At 71.4% G+C, this 19,260-nt stretch carries 18 protein-coding genes and 1 pseudogene; 14 read left to right on the top strand and 5 right to left on the bottom strand.

The genetic code is table 11. The features are described 5' to 3' along the window. Positions 1 to 19 precede the first annotated feature (19 nt). From ABD298_RS07760 to ABD298_RS07725, 8 genes are all read left to right on the top strand, one after another. The gene (locus ABD298_RS07760; RefSeq protein WP_344299108.1) at positions 20 to 433 is read left to right on the top strand and encodes a hypothetical protein; all 414 of its coding nucleotides are present in this window, start codon (positions 20 to 22) and stop codon (positions 431 to 433) included. Positions 434 to 526: 93 nt separating this feature from the next. Then, the gene (locus ABD298_RS07755) at positions 527 to 1,945 is read left to right on the top strand and encodes an MFS transporter (protein ID WP_344299106.1); all 1,419 of its coding nucleotides are present in this window, start codon (positions 527 to 529) and stop codon (positions 1,943 to 1,945) included. 175 nt (positions 1,946 to 2,120) lie between these two features. Continuing rightward, a complete protein-coding gene (gene dnaK, locus ABD298_RS07750; protein ID WP_344299105.1) occupies positions 2,121 to 3,989 on the top strand; it encodes a molecular chaperone DnaK in 1,869 nt (622 codons plus the stop codon). Between the two features lie 2 nt (positions 3,990 to 3,991). After that, positions 3,992 to 4,678 (top strand): nucleotide exchange factor GrpE, encoded by a 687-nt coding sequence (locus tag ABD298_RS07745; protein ID WP_344299104.1) that lies wholly within the window; start codon positions 3,992 to 3,994, stop codon positions 4,676 to 4,678. 164 nt (positions 4,679 to 4,842) lie between these two features. Further along, positions 4,843 to 5,820 carry a DnaJ C-terminal domain-containing protein gene (locus ABD298_RS07740; protein WP_344299103.1) on the top strand — a complete coding sequence of 326 codons (978 nt, stop codon included), beginning with the start codon at positions 4,843 to 4,845 and terminating at the stop codon, positions 5,818 to 5,820. Positions 5,821 to 5,823: 3 nt separating this feature from the next. Next, positions 5,824 to 6,249, top strand: coding sequence for a heat shock protein transcriptional repressor HspR (locus ABD298_RS07735; protein WP_208710396.1), 426 nt, complete (start codon positions 5,824 to 5,826; stop codon positions 6,247 to 6,249). Between the two features lie 115 nt (positions 6,250 to 6,364). Next, positions 6,365 to 7,270, top strand: coding sequence for a DMP19 family protein (locus tag ABD298_RS07730; protein ID WP_344299102.1), 906 nt, complete (start codon positions 6,365 to 6,367; stop codon positions 7,268 to 7,270). A gap of 67 nt (positions 7,271 to 7,337) precedes the next feature. Then, positions 7,338 to 9,056 carry a hypothetical protein gene (locus ABD298_RS07725; RefSeq protein ID WP_344299101.1) on the top strand — a complete coding sequence of 573 codons (1,719 nt, stop codon included), beginning with the start codon at positions 7,338 to 7,340 and terminating at the stop codon, positions 9,054 to 9,056. A 34-nt stretch (positions 9,057 to 9,090) separates the two neighbouring features. Here the strand turns inward: ABD298_RS07725 and ABD298_RS07720 are convergent, their stop codons facing one another. After that, positions 9,091 to 9,258: a hypothetical protein gene (locus tag ABD298_RS07720; RefSeq protein WP_208710395.1), complete on the bottom strand. Its 168-nt coding sequence runs from the start codon at positions 9,256 to 9,258 to the stop codon at positions 9,091 to 9,093. A gap of 93 nt (positions 9,259 to 9,351) precedes the next feature. Further along, positions 9,352 to 9,948, bottom strand: a complete 597-nt coding sequence (locus tag ABD298_RS07715) for a COG4315 family predicted lipoprotein (RefSeq protein ID WP_344299100.1) — start codon at positions 9,946 to 9,948, stop codon at positions 9,352 to 9,354. A gap of 153 nt (positions 9,949 to 10,101) precedes the next feature. Here ABD298_RS07715 and ABD298_RS07710 point away from each other — a divergent pair, with 153 nt between their 5' ends. The 4 genes and pseudogenes from ABD298_RS07710 (at position 10,102) to ABD298_RS07690 (ending at position 14,623) form a co-directional block, all read left to right on the top strand. Then, on the top strand, positions 10,102 to 10,605 hold the full coding sequence (locus ABD298_RS07710; protein WP_344299099.1) for a sigma-70 family RNA polymerase sigma factor: 504 nt from the start codon (positions 10,102 to 10,104) through the stop codon (positions 10,603 to 10,605). Further along, positions 10,602 to 11,309, top strand: a complete 708-nt coding sequence (locus tag ABD298_RS07705) for an anti-sigma factor family protein (protein WP_344299098.1) — start codon at positions 10,602 to 10,604, stop codon at positions 11,307 to 11,309. Before ABD298_RS07710 ends, ABD298_RS07705 begins: the two co-directional genes overlap by 4 nt. Before the next feature lie 109 nt (positions 11,310 to 11,418). Then, a pseudogene (locus ABD298_RS18685) lies at positions 11,419 to 11,975 on the top strand (formyltetrahydrofolate deformylase); the annotation flags it as partial. Positions 11,976 to 12,091: 116 nt separating this feature from the next. Next, positions 12,092 to 14,623, top strand: coding sequence for a GcvT family protein (locus ABD298_RS07690; protein ID WP_344299095.1), 2,532 nt, complete (start codon positions 12,092 to 12,094; stop codon positions 14,621 to 14,623). A gap of 215 nt (positions 14,624 to 14,838) precedes the next feature. Here ABD298_RS07690 and ABD298_RS07685 read toward each other — a convergent pair whose 3' ends face one another. Next, positions 14,839 to 15,486, bottom strand: a complete 648-nt coding sequence (locus ABD298_RS07685) for a GntR family transcriptional regulator (RefSeq protein WP_344299094.1) — start codon at positions 15,484 to 15,486, stop codon at positions 14,839 to 14,841. 24 nt (positions 15,487 to 15,510) lie between these two features. Then, on the bottom strand, positions 15,511 to 16,377 hold the full coding sequence (trmB, locus tag ABD298_RS07680; protein ID WP_344299093.1) for a tRNA (guanosine(46)-N7)-methyltransferase TrmB: 867 nt from the start codon (positions 16,375 to 16,377) through the stop codon (positions 15,511 to 15,513). 264 nt (positions 16,378 to 16,641) lie between these two features. On the opposite strand from trmB, the gene ABD298_RS07675 reads away from it, so the two are divergent. Both ABD298_RS07675 and ABD298_RS07670 read left to right on the top strand, forming a co-directional pair. Next, positions 16,642 to 18,342 (top strand): DEAD/DEAH box helicase, encoded by a 1,701-nt coding sequence (locus ABD298_RS07675; RefSeq protein ID WP_344299092.1) that lies wholly within the window; start codon positions 16,642 to 16,644, stop codon positions 18,340 to 18,342. A gap of 90 nt (positions 18,343 to 18,432) precedes the next feature. Further along, positions 18,433 to 18,918: a pyridoxamine 5'-phosphate oxidase family protein gene (locus ABD298_RS07670; protein ID WP_344299091.1), complete on the top strand. Its 486-nt coding sequence runs from the start codon at positions 18,433 to 18,435 to the stop codon at positions 18,916 to 18,918. Here ABD298_RS07670 and ABD298_RS07665 read toward each other — a convergent pair. Then, positions 18,915 to 19,259: a DMT family transporter gene (locus ABD298_RS07665; protein WP_344299090.1), complete on the bottom strand. Its 345-nt coding sequence runs from the start codon at positions 19,257 to 19,259 to the stop codon at positions 18,915 to 18,917. The two genes, ABD298_RS07670 and ABD298_RS07665, sit on opposite strands and share 4 nt — an antisense overlap. Position 19,260 lies beyond the last annotated feature (1 nt).

Genomic DNA, 19,260 nt, shown 5'->3' with positions numbered 1-19,260 from the left:
CGTCTGAGAGGAGCGCCGAATGTCCCTGATCGAGAGTTCGAACAACCACACCCGCCGCCTCCGCCGCCGGGGCGGACGCATGCACCTCGGCGAGGACATCCTCCTCGCCCGCCACGGCAGCAACATCTCGAGCCTGCGCCTGGACCGGCGCGCGAACCGCATGGTCGCCACCCTCCACGACGGCTCCATCGACTGCGCCTCGAACTCCCTCCTCCCGGTCCACCCGAGCCCGCTGGCCCGGATCGGGCAGCAGATCGAGGCGGTGCGGGAGGACAAGGCGTCCGTGAGCCGCGCCGAGATCCGCACTCTGGTCAAGTTCAGCGCCATCTGGCTCGCGATCAGCGTGCTTTTCACTGCCGGCGTGATCGCGCTCGCCCTCACCACCGGCAGCAGCGAAGCCCTCAACAGCGCCGCGTTCTACCCCGCCTACTGACCCGCGCGGAGCCCGTCGACCCGCGCCCCGGGCGGCCGGACCGAAACGTGGACGGCACCGGCCGGCGGTGAGGCGTCTCGCTAGGCTGTGACGGTGACCCCCGCCGCCCCGCCTGCGACCGCATGGAACCCCCGCTTGGCCCTCCTCGTCGCGGCCACGTTCTTCATGGAGTTCCTCGACGGAACGGCGCTGGCGACGGCGATGCCCGCCATCGGCAGCGAATTCGGGGTCGCGCCGGCGGACGTGAACGTCGCGATGACCTCCTACCTCGTCACCGTGGCGATGGGGATCCCGTTCAGCGCCTGGCTCGCGGAGCGCTTCGGCCCCCGCCGCGTCTTCTCCGTGGCGATCGCGGTCTTCACGCTCGCCTCCCTCGCCTGCGCCCTGAGCCCCACGCTGGGGGCGCTCACGGCCTTCCGCGCGGTCCAAGGCTTCGGCGGGGCCATGATGGTCCCCGTCGGGACGCTCGTGGTGCTGCGCGGCACGCCCAAGGACGAGCTGCTCAAGGCCACCGCGTTCCTCGTCTGGCCGGGTCTCCTGGCCCCGGTCCTCGCGCCGCTGGTCGGCGGCGCCCTGACGCAGTACCTCTCCTGGCACTGGATCTTCCTCGTCAACCTCCCCCTCGGCGCTGCCGCGCTGGTGGCCGCCCTGCGCCTCGTCCCGCGGGGCGGCGGCGATCCCTCCCGCAGGCTCGACTGGCCCGGCCTCGCGTTGACGACGGCGGGCGTCGCGGCCGTCGTCGTCGGCCTCGAGCTGCTCGGGCACGCGGGCGAGCTGCTCTGGGGCGGCGCCGCGCTCGCGGCGGGCATCGCGGCGCTGGCCGCGGCCGTCGCGTGGATGCGGCGCGCCGAGTCGCCCCTGTTCGACTTCTCCGTCCTCGGGGTGCGCACCTTCAGGGCCACGCAGACCGGCGGCTTCGTCTACCGGCTCACGATCTCCTCGGTCCCGTTCATGCTCCCGCTCATGCTGCAGGACGGGTTCGGGTGGGACCCGGTCCGGGCCGGCTTCATGGTCGCGGCCGTGTTCGTCGGGAACATCGGGATCAAGCCGGCCACGACGTCGCTCATCCGCCGCCTCGGCTTCAAGCCCGTGCTGGTCGGGGCGGCGGCAGCGTCGGCAGTGACGTTCGCCCTGTGCGCCCTCGCCACCCCCGAGTGGCCCGACGCCCTCCTGTTCGCGGTCCTCGTGGCCTCGGGGGTGTTCCGCTCCATCGGCTTCTCGGCCTACATGACCGTCCAGTACGCCGACGTGGCGCCGGATCGGATGCCCAGCGCCAACGCCATCTCGAACACCCTGGTCCAGCTCGCCCACGCGCTCGGGGTCGCGGTCGGCGCGCTGCTGATCCGCTTCGCCGCGCAGGCGATGGGCGACGGCGCCGGGGCGTCTGCCGCTGACCCCGCCGCGCCGTACCGGGTCGCCTTCGCCGCGATCGCCGCGATCATGCTGCTGTCGGTGGCGGACAGCGCGTTCCTCCCGCGCCACGCCGGGACCGAGGTGAGCGGGCGGCGGTAGCCGCGCGGCGCCGTCGTGCGCGGGCGCTACGGCCCGTACGCCCACCGCGAACTTGAGTCTGGTCGACTCAACTTCATTTGACACGAGAGGCCGCCCGCGTAGACTTGAGTGCAGATCGCTCAACTTGATCCAGGCTGGGCGAGTGCAGTCCGATCAGCATCAGCAGGAGGAACCTATGTCCCGTGCAGTAGGCATCGACCTCGGCACCACCAACTCCGTCGTGTCCGTCCTCGAGGGCGGTGAGCCAACGGTCATCGCCAACGCCGAGGGCGGCCGCACCACGCCGTCCGTCGTCGCGTTCTCCAAGACGGGCGAGGTCCTCGTCGGCGAGATCGCCAAGCGCCAGGCCGTCAACAACATCGACCGCACCATCGCCTCGGTCAAGCGCCACATGGGCACCGACTGGTCGATCAACATCGACGACAAGAAGTACACGCCGCAGGAGATCTCCGCGCGCATCCTCATGAAGCTCAAGAACGACGCCGAGTCGTACCTGGGCGAGAAGGTCACGGACGCGGTCATCACCGTCCCGGCCTACTTCAACGACGCCGAGCGCCAGGCCACCAAGGAGGCCGGCGAGATCGCGGGCATGAACGTCCTGCGCATCATCAACGAGCCCACCGCGGCCGCGCTCGCGTACGGCCTCGACAAGGGCAAGGAGGACGAGCTCATCCTCGTCTTCGACCTCGGCGGCGGAACCTTCGACGTCTCCCTCCTCGAGGTCGGCAAGGACGAGGACGACTTCTCGACCATCCAGGTCCGCGCGACCGCCGGCGACAACCGCCTCGGCGGCGACGACTGGGACCAGCGTGTCGTCGAGTACCTCCTCGGCCAGCTCAAGGTCAAGGGCATCGACCTCTCCAAGGACAAGATTGCCCTCCAGCGCCTCCGCGAGGCCGCCGAGCAGGCCAAGAAGGAGCTCTCGTCCTCGACGAGCACCAACATCTCGCTCCAGTACCTCTCCGTCACCCCCGACGGCCCGGTCCACCTCGACGAGTCCCTCTCCCGCGCGAAGTTCCAGGACCTCACCAAGGACCTGCTCGAGCGCACCAAGAAGCCGTTCCACGACGTGATCTCCGAGGCCGGCATCAAGGTCTCCGACATCGACCACGTGGTCCTCGTCGGCGGCTCCACCCGCATGCCCGCCGTCTCCGAGCTCGTCAAGGAGCTCACGGGCGGCAAGGAGCCGAACAAGGGCGTCAACCCGGACGAGGTCGTGGCCGTCGGCGCTGCCCTGCAGGCCGGCGTCCTCAAGGGCGAGCGCAAGGACGTCCTCCTCATCGACGTCACCCCGCTCTCCCTCGGCATCGAGACCAAGGGCGGCGTGATGACCAAGCTCATCGAGCGCAACACGGCCATCCCGACCAAGCGCTCCGAGACCTTCACGACCGCGGACGACAACCAGCCTTCCGTGTCCATCCAGGTCTTCCAGGGCGAGCGCGAGTTCACCCGCGACAACAAGCCGCTGGGCACCTTCGAGCTCACGGGCATCGCCCCCGCCCCGCGCGGCGTCCCCCAGATCGAGGTCACCTTCGACATCGACGCCAACGGCATCGTGCACGTGTCCGCCAAGGACAAGGGCACGGGCAAGGAGCAGTCGATGACCATCTCGGGCGGCACCGCGCTGTCCAAGGACGACATCGAGCGCATGGTCGCCGACGCCGAGGCCCACGCCGCCGAGGACAAGAAGCGCCGCGAGGCTGCCGACACGCGCAACTCCGCCGAGCAGCTCGCGTACTCCGTGGACAAGCTCATCGCGGACAACTCGGACAAGCTGCCCGAGGAGGTCAAGACGGAGGTCAAGGCCGACGTCGACTCCCTCAAGAAGGCGCTCGAGGGCACGGACGACGACGCTGTGAAGACCGCGTTCGAGAAGCTCCAGCAGTCCCAGACCAAGCTCGGCGAGGCCATCTACTCGCAGGCCCAGTCCGGCGCGGCGGCGGGCGACGGCGCGCAGGCCGGAACGCACGACGCCGGCAGCAAGGCGGGCGCCGACGAGGACATCGTCGACGCCGAGATCGTGGACGAGGACGAGAAGAAGTAGCCATGGCCCCCCACGGAAACCAGAACGAGCACGAGCACGCGCGCGACTCCGAGGGGACCGGCGAGCGTCCTGAGCCGGTCATCCGGGACAACCGGAAGGTGGACCCGGTGACCGGCCAGGCGCGGCACCCTGAGCAGGACGGCGCCGCGGAGCGCCCCGACCACGAGGACATTCGTCCTGTGGACGAGGCCCACGACTCCGGCGACGCGCTGGCCCAGGCGGAGCAGATCCTCAGCGAGGCAGCGGCCGGCGAGGAGGTCGCCGCGCACGACGCCGTCATCGCCGAGCTGCGCAACGACCTGCTCCGGCTCCAGGCGGAGTACGTCAACTACCGGCGCCGCGTGGACCGCGACCGGGCAGTGGCGGGCGAGGTCGCCGTCATGGGCGTCCTCAACTCCCTCCTGCCGGTCCTGGACGACATCGACGCCGCACGCGCCCACGGCGACCTGACCGACGGGCCGTTCGCCTCCATCGCGGCGAAGCTCGAGTCGGTGCTCGCAAGCCAGGGCCTCGAGCGCATCGACGCCGCCGGCGTGGAGTTCGACCCGAACGTCCACGAGGCGCTCATCCAGCAGCCGGGCGAGGGCATCGACGTCGACACGGTCCAGCAGGTGCTCCGCACCGGCTACCGCACCAAGGCGCGGGTCCTCCGGGCGGCCCAGGTGATCGTGGCGACGCCGCAGGGCTGAGCCGCGGGTCTGACCCGCCCCCGTTTCGGGTACAGGTGATGCGCGTCCACGCCCTTTCGGGTACGCGGGCCATCCGGTCCGCGTACCCGAAAGGGCGGTTCGCGGAGTCATCTGTACCCGAAACCGTAGGAAACTTGAAGCACTACTCGAACTAAGGAGCGAACTTGGCCAGTCAGGACTGGGTGGACAAGGACTTCTACGCCATTCTGGGCGTGCCCAAGGACGCCTCCGCGGCGGACATCAAGAAGGCCTACCGCAAGCTCGCTCGGAAGTACCACCCGGACACCAACGCCGGGGACCTCGAGGCCGAGAAGAAGTTCAAGGACATCACCGAGGCGCACCACGTCCTCTCCGATCCGGAGGAGCGCCAGCAGTACGACGCCATCCGGGCGATGGGCGGTGCGCGGTTCGCGCCGGGGGGCGCCGGCGGGGCCGGGGCAGCGGGGTTCGAGGACCTCTTCGGCGGCCTCTTCGGAGGCGGCACCGGGCGGCACTCGCGCGGCTTCTCGACCGGCAACATCCCGCCCGAATTCGCTGACCTGTTCGGCGGCGGCTTCGGCGGGGGAGGGGGCTTCCAGGCCCCGCCCCAGCGCGGAGCGGACCGACAGGCGACGACGACGATCTCCTTCGCCGGATCCATCCGCGGCACCACCATCGGCCTGCGCGAGCCCAGCGGCGAGGTCATCGACGTCCGGATCCCCGCAGGCATCCGAGACGGGCAGAAGGTCCGCGTCCGCGGCAAGGGCGGCCCGGGTTCCGGCGGTGCCGGGGACCTCATGGTGACCGTCCACGTCACGCCCCACCCCTTCTTCGCCCGCGAGGGCGACAACCTCCGCATCCACGTCCCCGTCACGTTCGACGAGGCCGTCCTGGGTGCCCAGATCGACGTGCCCACCGTCGACGGCCGGACCGTGAAGATGAAGGTCCCCGCCGGGACCAGCTCCGGGCGGACGCTGCGCCTCAAGGGCAAGGGCGTCAAGACCTCCAAGGGCGCGGGCGACCTGCTGGTGACCATCGACGTCGTCGTGCCCCAGAACCTCTCGAAGGAAGCCGAGGAGGCCGTGCGGGCCTTCGCCGAGGCGACCGCCAAGAACGGCCAGTCCGACCCGCGCGCCCACCTTGCGGAGAAAGCGAGGCTCTAGGCCATGGCCATCGACCCGTACGCGCCGATCTTCGTGATCTCCGTGGCGGCGGAGCTGGCCGAGATGCACCCCCAGACCCTCCGGCAGTACGACCGTCTGGGGCTCGTCTCGCCGTCGCGGCAGCCGGGCCGCCAGCGCCGGTACTCCCAGCGCGACGTCGAGATGCTCCGCGAGGTGCAGCGCCTGTCCAAGGACGGCGTGTCCCTCGAGGGGATCAAGCGCATCCTCGAGCTCGAGAACCAGGTCGCCGCGCTCCAGTCGCGAGTCGCCGAACTCCAAGCCGATCTCGCAGACGCCCAGCGCCGCGGCCCCGACCCGCGGCGGGTCTTCGCCGCGGGCATCGCGGGCGACGTGGTCACCCTGGCCCGCGGGCAGCGCCCGCAGCCGCCGTCCCAGGCGATCGTCCTGTGGCGGCCGCACCACAAGTAGTCCTCGCCCAAGGTTCGCCCAACGTTCACCCGCAGATCCCGTTCCGGTGCGGTCCCGGCGCAGCGCGCCGTCGTACGTTCGAGGCGTGAGTGACCGTCAGAGCGAGGAGCCCCGCATGACCGCCAGCCAGCATCCCGTCGTCCTCCCGGCCGAGGCCATCGAGGCCGGAGACGAAGCCGTCGTGGACGCCAACGTCGACGTCGTCAATGCCATGTACGAGGAGCTGCTCGACGAGCGGGAGATCGCTCCCAACGCTCTGCGCAGCTACTATGTCGACTTCTACCTGACCCAGCTGCTCGACGGCGGCTTTGCCCAGTACATCTTCAGTTCGGGCGACCGCCGCGGGGTCGACGCCCTGGTCCGGGAGGGCCTGCACGAGATGGGGGCCGCCCGGCACGCCGAGCTCTTCGACGCGTTCACGGCCGCCTTCGAGGCCCTCTCGGAGGATGACGCCGAGGCCTACCTGGACGGCGACGACGACGCCTCCGACGCCGTGCGGTCCCTCGAGGAGCTCGACGACCGGTTCGAGAAGGTCCTCGAGGACGAGGACATCGTGGCGCTCAATGCCGCGTGGCTGAGGGGTCAGGAAGGCCTCCTCCTCCTGGACGACGACGCGATCGAGGACGAGATCGCCCGCCGGGTGGGCCTCATCGAGGACCTCGAGGAGCGCCGCGCGGCGGCCCAGGACGACCTGGAGGACCTCCCCGACTTCGAGATCGTGATCCGCGAGCTGTGCGACGTGGCGGGCCACGAGCTGGTGGCCATCACGATGGGGGACCCGAACTACCTCCACCACGGCATCAAGACCCTCGCCTGGCGCTTCACCACCGACCAAGGCGAGTACGCGATGGTCGAGGAGGACGACGAGGCATTCATGATTGACCTGGCCGACGGGAAGATCCTCGCCGCCGTCGAGTTCGAGGAGCTCGACGACGATGACGACTGGGACCTCGGCGAGGACAGCGTCCAGCCCCTCGACGGGGGCGCCGGCGCAGGGCGCGAGGAGCAGCCGACGCGCTGAGGCGCCGGAGGAATGTCTGACCCCTGTGATTGGCTGTCCCTGTTGGCAGCAGCCCGAGGGGGACGACATGGCGGGGGTCAGGACAACGGACGACGGCGCGTGGCTGGCCGGGTACCTCTGCTCGCCTGACCGCGGCGTCCCGACAGTCGTGGTTTCAGTGCACCGGGACAAGCCGGGCGGACACATCGACGCGGAGTTGATCGCCCGAGAGGTTGACGGACTGGCCGAGGTGATCCGGATTGTCAGCGGCCCCGCCACCCGCGCGCTGACCGGGGCGCTGCCTCCCGGACGCGAGGTATACGGCAACGCAGTCCGCGCGTATTCGCTCTCGCTCGACTGGCTCGACGACATGTACCGGAGCCCGCTGCACCTGTCGCAGGGTCCGCAGCAGGCAGCACGCGCCGCCCGTGACGTTGTGCATGATGTCGTCAGCATGGCGCCCGCTCCGAAGGGGGCAGTCGCCCCGACGAGAACGGCCCCGGTGATGGCCCGCGGCGTCGTGCTGGGCTTCGCTGCCGAGGGGCACCGTGCCGTCGTTGCGATGGAGAACGGATCGCGGGCCACGATCTCCCAAGAAGCGGCCGTTCCCGGCGTGAGGCTCGACTGGATCCTCCGCGTTGGTCAGCGCCTCGAAGGGCTCCTCGAGGCGGACCGCCACACTCTCGACATCTCTGGCCTCCGGCAGGAACCCCGGCTCACCGAGTGCTACCAGCCGGGGGAGCAAGCGCTCGCCCTCGTCGTCGAGGTCAGGCCCGAGAAGGCGCGGCTGCGTCTCTGGCCCGGCAAGGAGTGGACTGTCGGCCTCGACGCCGTGACGTCCAATCCCCTCGACGGCATGGGCATGCTCCTGAACGAGGGCGACGTCGTCGTCACCCGCTTCTCTCGGGTGAGCGGAGCTGTTCGTCTGTCCGTCATCGATGCTGACGAGGAGGAGCCGGTCGTCGCCGCGCCGGCTCTCATCCTCGGAGGACCGCCCTGGCTCGAGCGCGACCGTGCCCTCGGCGGCAAAGAGAGCGGAACAGCCGCCTCGCCAGCCCCAGAGGGCCAGGCAGCGCCGACGAACGGCCTCGGCACGGCTCTCCGGACGACCCAGCTGGCTCTCGAGGCGGCACGCCGCGAAGTGGCCGTCCTCAGGGACCAAAGCGGCCGCGTGGACGGTGGCACCGCGCTCGCTCCCACACGCGCACTGGAGGGCGAGGTGGAACTCCTGAGGAAGCGGCTCGCCTCCCGGGAGGCCACGCTCGAGCAGATGACGGCCACGGTGGACAAGCTGAGCGAGGACCTTGCGAGGCGGCGAGTCGAGGCGGGCAGACAACGGAAGTCCGCGCGCGCTCGGGAACAGCAGCTTCGAGACCACGACTCGCGCAGGCACTTCGTCGCTCCGGAGGCCTGGCTGCTCCACGAGGTCTACGAGGCGTGGGTCCGCGTCGTTCCCCCACACGACAAGGCGCGATGGCCTCTGCCCGAGGCGCGGTCCTACGTCGTCGGGCCCCGCTTTGCGGCGTCGCTCGACCACGAACGGGTGGCCGCCCGACTGCCGAAGGCGTTCGACATCTGCGTCCGCGTCCTCGTCGGTGCCTCCGAACTGCTCGCTGGCCTCGACGTCCATCCCTTCCGGAGCGGCGCAGGCCCCGAGGACCGGCAGAAGGTACGGAAGGATGGCGCAACACTCTGGCGGGCTTCGGTCCAGAAGAACACCCCCGCGGCGCTGCGGCTGCACTTCTGGAGACTGCCGGACGGCCGGATCGAGCTGGACAGCGTGCACCCGCACGATCAGGACCTGTGAGGCACTGGCGTGCGGGTGCGTCGTTCCGTTGCGGCTAACCCGCGTACTGCGGGCAGGCCTCGTTCGAGCAGCCCTTGTCGCGGGGAACCCAGTTGTCGCCGTCCTGCTGCCACACGATATGGCGGTGCTGCCCGCACAGCTCGCAGGCGGGTGCAACGAAGCTGTGCTTCTCTTCTTCCGTGTACGTGCGGAAGCCACTCATGGTTGGTTCCTCCTAGTACCGTCCGGGGGACCCCAGCCTACTCCCGGACCCGGCACGCGGCCAGCACCCGGTGGCCCTCCCGCCCCAGCCCTGCTACTTCAGCGCCGACGTGATCATCGTCCCGTCGGCCCCCACCACGTACCAGACGCCCGCCACGGCCTGGCCGTTGACCTGCCCGGGCCCGGTGTCCTTCTGGTAGTAGTAGATCGGCATGCCGTTCAGGGTCACCTGGTTCTTGCCGTCAGGCGTCTTGATGCTGCCGACCGTCGCGGTGATGCCATCGAGCTTCGGCGACTCGGACGAGATGACCGGCGGCCAGAGCGCGATGCAGCCGCCCGTGCACGCGCTCACCGTCGCGCCCTTGCTGTCCCGCGTGTAGTAGTAGACCGTCATGCCCTTCTCGTCGACGATGATCTTCTGCCCGCCCACGGTGGTGGTCTTGAGCTCGGCCCCGCCGCCGGCCTGGGCCGATGCCGAGCCGGACGACCCGGACGACGACGATCCGCCCGAACCGTAGGCGTCGCCTCCGCCGGCCGCCGAGCTCGAGGCCGCCGAGCTCGACGCGCCCGAGGAGGACGCCGGGGACGACGAACCGGAGGAACTCCCGCCGCTCCCGCCGCCACAGCCGGCAAGGGCCAGCGAGGACGCCGCGCTGAACGCTGCCAGGACCAGTGCTGCTCGCTTGTTCATGGTTCCGCCTCTCCTTCGAAGCGGCGCTCCGCCGCTGCCAGTCATACGTCGCCGGGCGGACAATGGTTCACATCCCGGTGGGATTCCGTCCTTTCTCAGGACCGGTTGAACCGATCCGGGGCCTGCGTCGTGTCAACCGGCGAGGAGGTCGCGATGCCCATGGACGAGGACGCCGTCGCGGCGCTGTACCGCGACCATGCGGCGGCGCTGCGCCGGTTCGCCCGGGGCGCCGTGGGCAGCGAGGAGGCGGAGGAGATCGTCCAGGAGGCCATCATCCGGGTGTGGCGGCACGCCCCGGACGGGACGCAGGGCCTGCGGCCGTACCTGTACAGGACAGTGCGGAACCTCATCGTCGACCAGCATCGGCTCGCCGGCCGCCGGCCCCGCACGGTGGCGCCGCTCGACGACGAGGGAGGCTTCGCCGCGGCCGGCGGGGAGCGCTTCGACGAGCTCCTCGACCGGGTGGTCATGGAGGAGGCGCTCGCGCGGCTCACCCCGGACCACCGGCAGGCCCTCGTCGCCGTGCACTACCGCCGCCTGAGCGTCGCGGAGGCGGCCCGCGCGCTCGGTGTCCCCGCGGGGACGGTCAAGTCCCGGTGCTTCTACGCGCTCAAGGCGCTCCGCGCCGCGCTCGACGAGATGGGGGTGGAGAGGTGAACCCCGGCCACGACGACCTGCGCATGTCCCTCGGGGCCTACGTCCTGGGCGCCCTCGAGCCCGGCGAGGCCCGGGACGTGGAGGCGCACCTCGCCGGGTGCCCGGCCTGCCGCGCCGAGCTCGCCTCGCTGGAGACCCTCCCCGCACTGCTCGACGCTGTTCCCGTGGACCGCGCCGAGGCACTCGCGCACGACGACGGCCGCGCACCCGAGCCGGCCGCCGCACCCGGTGCGCTGCTCGCCCGGGTGGCCCGGCGCCGTCGTGCGCGGACCCTCGCCTGGGGCGGTGCCCTCGCGGCCGCCGCGGCAGGCTTCTTCGCGGCGGGGGTCGCTCTCGGGCCCGTGGTCGGCAACGGACCTTGGCCTGCGGCGCAGCCCGGGCCGAGCGCGTCCGCGACCACGGCGCCGGCGGCGACCCTCACCCTCACGAGTGACGACGGCGCCCACGTGGACCTCGCACTGGTCCGGAAGGCCTGGGGGACCCAGCTGGACCTGACGTGCCGGGGCATGCCCGAGGCCGGCGCGTTCAGCGTGTGGGTCGTGGCGGCGGACGGCGCGTCCCAGCAGGCGGGCAGCTGGAGCTCCGCCGGATACCAAGGCCGAGCCGTGCTCACCGGGGCCACATCGTTCCAGCTCGCGTCCATCCGCACCATCGAGATCCGCGACGAGACGCAGCACACCGTGGCCAGCGCTGCCGTCAGCTGAGGCTCGCCGAAAGTCCTTCCCCACACCCCTTGACCGGCTGTGATCCCTCCCACTACCGTCTCTTATATATCAGTTGTATGAACAGTTCGGATGACCCGAAGGATCGCCCATGACTGCAACGCCGACCCTCACCCGCCCGGTCCCCGCCGCGGCCGCGCCCTCACCCGGCTCCGCCCACTCCGCCGTGCTCACGCTCGCGTGCCCGCAGCGCGCCGGGATCGTCCACGCCGTGTCCCGCTTCCTCGTCGAGCGAGGCTTCGACATCACCGAGCACCAGCAGCACCGCCGCGTGTCCTCGTGATGGTGTCCAAGCTCGACCATTGCCTCCACGACCTCATCTACCGGTGGAAGGCGGGGAACCTCGCGGCGGAGCTCGTCGCCGTCGTCTCCAACCACCCCGACCTCCGCCCCATGGCCGAGGCGGCGGGCCTGCCCTTCGTCCACATTCCCGTCACAGCCGGGACCAAGCCGCAGGCAGAGGCCGAGCTGCTGGAGGTCGTGGACGCCTACGGCGCGGACCTGGTGGTCCTCGCCCGCTACATGCAGGTCCTCTCCGACGGCCTCTGCCGGAAGCTCGCCGGACGGGCCATCAACATCCACCACTCGTTCCTGCCCGGCTTCAAGGGCGCCAAGCCCTACCACCAGGCGCACGCCCGCGGCGTCAAGCACGCCGAGAAGCGGGTGCTCCTCAGCGGACACCGCACCATCGTCTTCCCCTGATCGCGCCCACCTCCTCCGCTGCCACCTCCCGGACCTCCCCGAACCCCACGAAAGTAGCCACCATGCCTTCACCACGCGTTGTCATCATCGGAGCCGGCATCGTCGGCGCCAACCTCGCCGACGAGCTCACGTCGCGGGGCTGGACGGACATCACGGTCCTCGACAAGGGCCCGATCCCGATGACCGGCGGCTCGACCTCCCACGCGCCGGGCCTGGTCTTCCAGACCAACTCGTCCAAGACCATGACCGAGTTCGCCGCCTACACCGGGCGCAAGCTCGCGTCCCTCACGCGGCCGGGCTTCTCGGCCTTCAACCGGGTCGGCGGCCTTGAGATCGCCACGAGCGAGCGACGCCTGGCCGAGCTCAAGCGGCGCCACGGCTGGGCCACCGCGTGGGGCGTCGAGGCCCGGCTCGTGGACCCCGCCGAGGCCAAGGCCCTCCACCCGCTCATCGACGAGAGCATCGTCCTCGGCGGCCTGCACCTGCCCGGCGACGGGCTCGCCTCGTCGCTGCTCGCCGTCGAACTCCTGCGCGAACGGGCCCAGGAGCGCGGCGCGAAGTTCGTCGGCGGCGTGGAGGTCACCGGCGTCGAGCGGTCGGGCGGCCGGGTCACGGGCGTGAGGACGGGGGACGACGTGGTCCCCGCCGACATCGTGATCTCCGCCGCAGGCTTCTGGGGACCCGCACTCGGGGAGCTCGTCGGCATGCGCGTCCCGCTCGTGCCCATGGCCCACCAGTACATCAGGACGACGCCGGTGCGCGAGCTCGCCGAGCACGCCGACGGCGTCGCGCTCGGCGGCAGCCACGTCCTCGGCACCGGCAACAGCGCGATGCTGCCGATCCTGCGCCACCAGGACGCCGGCCTGTACTTCCGCCAGCACGGCGAGTCCCTCGGCATCGGCTCCTACGACCACCGCCCGATCGCCGTCGGCTACGACGAGCTCCCGGCCGTGGACGGGAAGGAGATGGGCGAGCACGCGATGCCGTCCCGGCTCGAGTTCACCCCAGAGGACTTCGAGCGGGCGTTCAAGGCCACCAAGCAGCTCCTGCCCGGCGTCGAGGGCGCAGGGATCGCGGATGCCTTCAACGGGATCTTCTCCTTCACCCCGGACGGCGGCTCGCTCGTGGGCGAGTCCCCCGAGGTGCGCGGCTTCTTCATCGCCGAGGCCGTGTGGGTGACCCATTCGGCCGGCGTCGCGAAGGCCGTGGCCGAGCTCCTCGTCGACGGCCAGTCCAGCACGGACATCCACGAGCTCGACGTCGCGCGGTTCGAGGAGATCCAGCTGACGGACGAGTACGTCCTGGAGACCTCCAAGCAGAGCTTCGTCGAGGTCTACGACATCAAGCACCCGCTCGAGCCGCGCCAGTCGCCGCGCGGGCTGCGCGTCTCGCCGTTCCATGCGCGCCAGCGCGAGCTCGGCGGGTTCTTCCTCGAGGCCGCCGGGTGGGAGCGCCCCCAGTGGTACGAGGCCAACCGCGCGCTACTCGACACCCTCCCCGCCGAGTGGCAGGCCCCGGCCCGCGACGACTGGTCCGCCCAGTTCGACTCGCCCATCGCCGCCGCCGAGGCCCACGCCACGCGCACGAACGTGGCCATGTACGACATGACCGCGCTGAAGCGGCTCGAGGTCTTCGGCCCCGGCGCCCTCCGGCTCCTCCAGCGGCTCACCACCGGCCAGATCGACAAGAGCATCGGGTCGGTGACCTACACGCTCATGCTCACCGAGGCCGGCGGGATCCGCTCCGACCTGACCGTGGCCCGCATCTCCGCGGACCTGTTCCAGGTCGGCGCCAACGGCGGCCAGGACCTCGACTACCTCGCACGCGAGGCCGCGGACCAGACGGTCGCGTCCCCGGCCGAGTGGGTCCAGGTCCGCGACACGACTGGCGGCACGTGCTGCGTCGGCGTGTGGGGCCCGCGCGCCCGCGACCTCGTCCAGCCGCTCACCCCGGCGGACCTGACCAACAACGGCCTCAAGTACTTCCGCACCGTCTCGACGACGATCGCGGGCATCCCCGTCCGCATCATGCGCCTCTCCTACGTGGGCGAGCTCGGCTGGGAGATCTACACCTCCGCCGAGTACGGCCAGAAGCTCTGGGACGCCCTGTGGGGCGCCGGCGAGAGGCTCGGGGTCACCGCCGCAGGCCGCAGCGCCTTCAACAGCCTGCGCCTCGAGAAGGGCTACCGCTCGTGGGGCGGGGACATGACCACCGAGCACAGCGCGATCGAGGCGGGCCTCGAATTCGCCGTCCGCCCCGCCAAGGGCGACTTCGTCGGCAAGGCCGCCTTCGAGGCCGCGGTGGCTGCCGCCGCTGACGCGCCGCCGGCGCGGCGCCTCCGCTGCCTCACGGTCGACGACGGCGCGTCCATGGTCCTGGGCAAGGAGCCCGTCTACTTCGACGGCGCGCTCGCCGGCTACGTGACGAGTGCGGCGTTCGGCCACACGGTCCGCAAGCCGGTGGCCTACGCCTGGCTGCCGGGCGGGGTCGAGGTCGGGGACTCGGTGGAGATCGAGTACTTCGGCACCCGGATCGCCGCGACGGTCCAGGCCGAGCCGCTCGTCGACCCGGAGATGGCGAAGATCCGCGCCTGACCTCCACAGCCCCCGCGCGCCCCGTCGGATGCTTGTCCGGCGGGGCGCGTGCGATGAGGGGCCCGAAGCCCCTGGGAAGCCGCCGGGGACGCGCCGTCGTCCGCGACGCCCGCGTTCGACGCCGACGCGACGGCGCCGCCGCAGAACGGCGACCGCCGTGGACGGGCTAGAAGCCCCGGGCGGGGCGGCCTGAAACCGGCCTGACGCTGGCCGGTCTACAGGGCGGCGCGGACGAGGTCCTCGAAGTGCGTCACGTGCTCCTCCGCGAGCGCGGCCGCCCGGTCGGGGTCGCCGTCGATGATCGCCTTGAGCAGCCCGGCGTGCTCGTGCACGTTGCCCGTGATCGGGGCGAGGCCCGCCAGGACGAAGTTCCACATGCGCTGCGAGAGGCTGAAGTACTGGATGAGCGTGGCCTCGACGTACGAGTTGCGCATCGTGGCGTAGATGGCGTGGTGGATGCGCTCGTCGAGATCCATCGAGTCCTGGTTGGATCCTGCGCCGTCGTGGGAGAGCTCGTCGAGGCACGCGCGCAGGACTGCGCGGTCGGCGTCGGTCACGTGCTCAGCGGCCTTGCGCGCGGCGAAGGCCTCGAGCACCCGGCGCGCATCGGAGATGGCCCGGAGGTCCTTGATGTTCACCTCGGAGACGATGGTCCCGCGGCGTGGGTAGACCGTGAGCATTCGGTCCGACTCCAGCCGCTTGACCGCCTCGCGCATGGGGGTGCGGCCCACGCCGAGCTCGCGCATGAGCGCGTCTTCGTCAAGAGCGGACCCGGGGGCAAGGCGCATGTCGATGATGCGTTCGCGCAGCTCCACGTACGCATGCTCGGCCAGTGTGCGGCCTGCTGTGTTGGCAGTTCCCACACACTAGATATATCAGATGTATGGCTAGAGGCGCTCGGCCGTGAGGTCGAAGATCACGCGCCCCGCGCTCAGGGCCTTGTTCTCGAAGCTCGTCAGCACCCGGCCCTCGAACCGGGGCGCCCAGCCGCCCACCTCGTCGGACTCGCCCGTGGCCTCGCAGTCGACCCCGGAGGCCCACGCGGCGGTGAGCGGGCTCGCGGGACCCGAGCGCTCGCCGTCGTGCGCGTTGCGGAAGTCCGGCGAGGCGGCGACGACGTCGCGCATCTGCTGCGCGTAGGAGGACCAGTCGGTCGCGAGCCGCCACAGGCCGCCCGGGGCGAGGGCCCTTGCAGCGATCTCGGCGAAGGAGTCCTTCACCATGCGCCGCTTGTGGTGCTTGGCCTTGTGCCACGGGTCGGGGAAGAAGACCCAGAGCTCGGCAACGGAGCCCGCGGGGAGCATCGAGCCGAGGACCTCGGGCGCGTTCGCCTGGGCCACGCGCACATTTGTGAGGCCGCGCTGGGCGATGCGCAGGAGGGTGTTCGCCAGGCCGGGCCTGTAGACCTCGACAGCGAGGAAGTCCTTCTCCGGGTTGGCCTCGGCAGCGGCCACCACCGCCTCGCCCAACCCCGAGCCGATCTCGACGACGAGCGGCGCCTCGCGCCCGAACTCCGCCGCCGCGTCGAACACGTAGTCCGGGTGCACCGAGGTGTCCGCGACGTGCCGGGGGACGTCGATGACGAAGGCATCGGCGTGCTGGTCCCATGCCGCCTGCCGCCGGCCCTGCAGCCTGGTGCCGCGGCGCACGAAGCTCACGGGCTGCCGGCGGTAGGTGCCGAAGGAGGCCTGGCTGCCGGGCGTGACGGGGTTGCCGGCGGTCTGCGCGGCGGGGGAGTCGGTGTTCTCGCTCATGGTCGTTAAAGGCTACCGGCAGGCGCGGTGGCAGACGCCGAGCGCTGCACTGGTAGACTCGATGAGGCGCGTTGACTGCGCCTGCGTCGAAGAACGCGTTTCCAGCCCCCTTCCTGCATGGAGTTCCTGCATGGAGCCAGCGGCCGAGTCCCCTCGAGGCCGCCGCGACCCGGGAAGGCGTGGTGCCGGTCTCATTTCCTCGGCGACCCCGCGAGCTCGCTTTGGGCCCGCGGGACGTTCCGACCATGGAGACTCTGTACAGCCATGTCTGATATCACCTTTGCATCCCTCGGCGTGCCCGCCGCCCTCGCCGACACCCTCGCCGGCCAGGGCATCGAGACGCCGTTCCCCATCCAGACCAAGACCCTCCCGGACACCCTGGCGGGCCGGGATGTCCTCGGCCGCGGCCAGACGGGTTCGGGGAAGACGATCGCGTTCGCGATCCCGCTCGTCGCCCGCCTCGCCGCGCAGGGTGCGGCCATCTCCCGCACGCCGCGGCGCCCGCAGGGCCTCGTCCTCGCCCCGACCCGCGAGCTCGCGACCCAGATCAATGCGACGGTCGAGCCCCTCGCCAAGGCGGCCGGCCTCACTACGACCGTCATCTTCGGCGGCGTCTCCCAGGCACGCCAGGAGCGTGCCCTCAACGCCGGCGTCGACATCGTCATCGCGTGCCCCGGCCGCCTCGAGGACCTCGGCCGGCAGAAGCTCGTCTCGCTCGCCGAGGTCGACGTGACCGTCCTCGACGAGGCCGACCACATGGCGGACCTCGGGTTCCTGCCCGTGGTCAAGCGGCTCCTCGACCAGACCCCGAAGGGCGGCCAGCGGCTCCTCTTCTCCGCGACGCTGGACAACGGCGTGGACAAGCTCGTCACGCGCTACCTCCAGAACCCGCTCACCCACTCGGTGGATGCGCCGCAGGCCGCGGTGAGCACCATGGAGCACCACGTCCTCCTCACGCAGGACGCGACGAGCAAGAAGAACCTCATCGAGGAGCTCGCGTCGGGACAGGGCCGCCGGGTCCTCTTCATGCGCACCAAGCATCACGCGAAGCGCCTCGCCCAGCAGCTGACCAAGTCGGGCATCCCCGCCGTCGACCTCCACGGCAACCTCTCGCAGAACGCCCGCGACCGGAACCTGGCCGAGTTCTCCTCGGGCGAGGTGCGCGTCCTCGTCGCGACGGACGTGGCAGCACGCGGCGTCCACGTCGACGACGTCGAGCTCGTGGTCCACGTGGACCCGCCCGCCGAGCACAAGGCGTACCTGCACCGCTCGGGCCGCACGGCCCGCGCCGGCTCGGAGGGCACGGTCGTGACCATCGCCCTGCCCGAGCAGAAGCAGGACGTGCGCAAGCTCATGCGCGACGCCGGCGTGACGGTGGAGTTCACGCCCGTCACGACCTCGTCGCCGGAGGTCGCGGCCCTGGTGGGCGAGCGCGCCGCGCTCGTCGACCCGGCCGAGCGTGCCGCCGCCGTCGCCGCCAAGATGCCGCAGCAGGGCGCCGGGGCCTCGGACGGGGCCAACGCGCGCCGCAAGCGCTCGCGGCGCGGAACGGGCGGGGACGGCCGGGCCGCCAACGCCGGGTCGAAGACCGCGCACGACGACGTCGCCCGCCGGGGCGGTCGCGGCGCCGCCGGCTCGGCGCACCGCAACGACGTTCCGGCCGCGCGCGGCGAGCAGGGCCGCGGCCGCCCGTCCCGCGGGCAGCAGCCCCAGGGCCAGCAGACCCGGAGCACCCAGGCGCGGGGCCAGCAGCCCCGCGGCCAGCAGGCGAAGAACGAGGCCCGCGGCGGCAGCGCGCCCGTGTGGAGCTCGACCACCGGCGGGACCTCCGGCGGGAGCTTCGGCTCGGCGAAGTCCGGCCAGAGGGGCTCGGGCCAGAAGGGCGGCGGCGCGCAGGACGGCGCCTCGTCCCGCGGCCGGCGCGGTCCCCGCCGCGCCAGCGCACCGGCGTCGAACGCCCGCTGATCCTGACCGCCGGGAGGGCCCGCCGGGAGGCGGCTCCCGGCGGGCCCTAGGGCCCTAAGTCCCGCCCCATCCGAGGCATAGACTGGCTGCATGAGCACCTACGAGCGCCACATTCCGTCGACGTCCGAGGGTGTGCGGGAGCTTGCCCACGAGGACTGCTGGGAGCGGCTCCGCACGCTCGTCGTGGGTCGGCTCGCGTTCAGCTCGGGCGAGCGGCTCGAAGTCTTCCCCATCAACTATCTCGTGGACCGGGGCACCCTCCTCTTCCGGACCGCGCCGGGCTCCAAGCTCGGCGCGTCGATGGGGCGCCTCCCGGTGGCCTTCGAAGTGGACGGCTACGAGGCCGAGAGCCGCGAGGCCTGGTCTGTCGTCGTCCACGGCCACCTTGAGCCGGTGCTCGACACCGCGGAGATCGTCGACGCTGTGGCCCTGCCGCTCTTCCCCTGGCAGTCCGGGGAGAAGGCGTTCTTCGTCCGCATCGTCCCCGATGAGATCTCCGGCCGGCAGTTCCAAGTGGCCGACCCGTCCCGTTGGGTCTCCCCGTTCACGGGCGTGCGGCGCTCGTCCGCCGACTAGTCCTGCCGCGGGCCGCCCTCCGCGCGCCCTCCGAGCGCCTTGAGCCCGGCGGAGCAGGCGACGATCCCGGCGACGAAGAGCGCCTTGGGCCAGCTGAACTCCTCCGCCCCGGTGGCGACCGACCACGCGACCGTCAGCGACGCTCCCACCCCGACCCACACGGCGTAGGCGGTGCCGAGCGGGATGCGCCGGATGCTCCACGCGAGCCCGGCCATGCTCGCGATGGTGGCGATGAGGAACACGGCCGTCTCGGCCGGCCGGGTGAATCCCTGCGAGGCTCCGAGCGCCGTTGCCCAGACCGCCTCGAGCACCGCCGAGGCCAGGAGCACCGCCCAGGCCATC

The sequence above is a fragment of the Sinomonas flava genome (assembly GCF_039531875.1).
GTDB classification, from domain to species: domain Bacteria; phylum Actinomycetota; class Actinomycetes; order Actinomycetales; family Micrococcaceae; genus Sinomonas; species Sinomonas flava.
The sequence above is the reverse complement of the archived record's forward strand: the minus strand, read 5'-3'. Positions and strand labels throughout refer to the sequence as shown.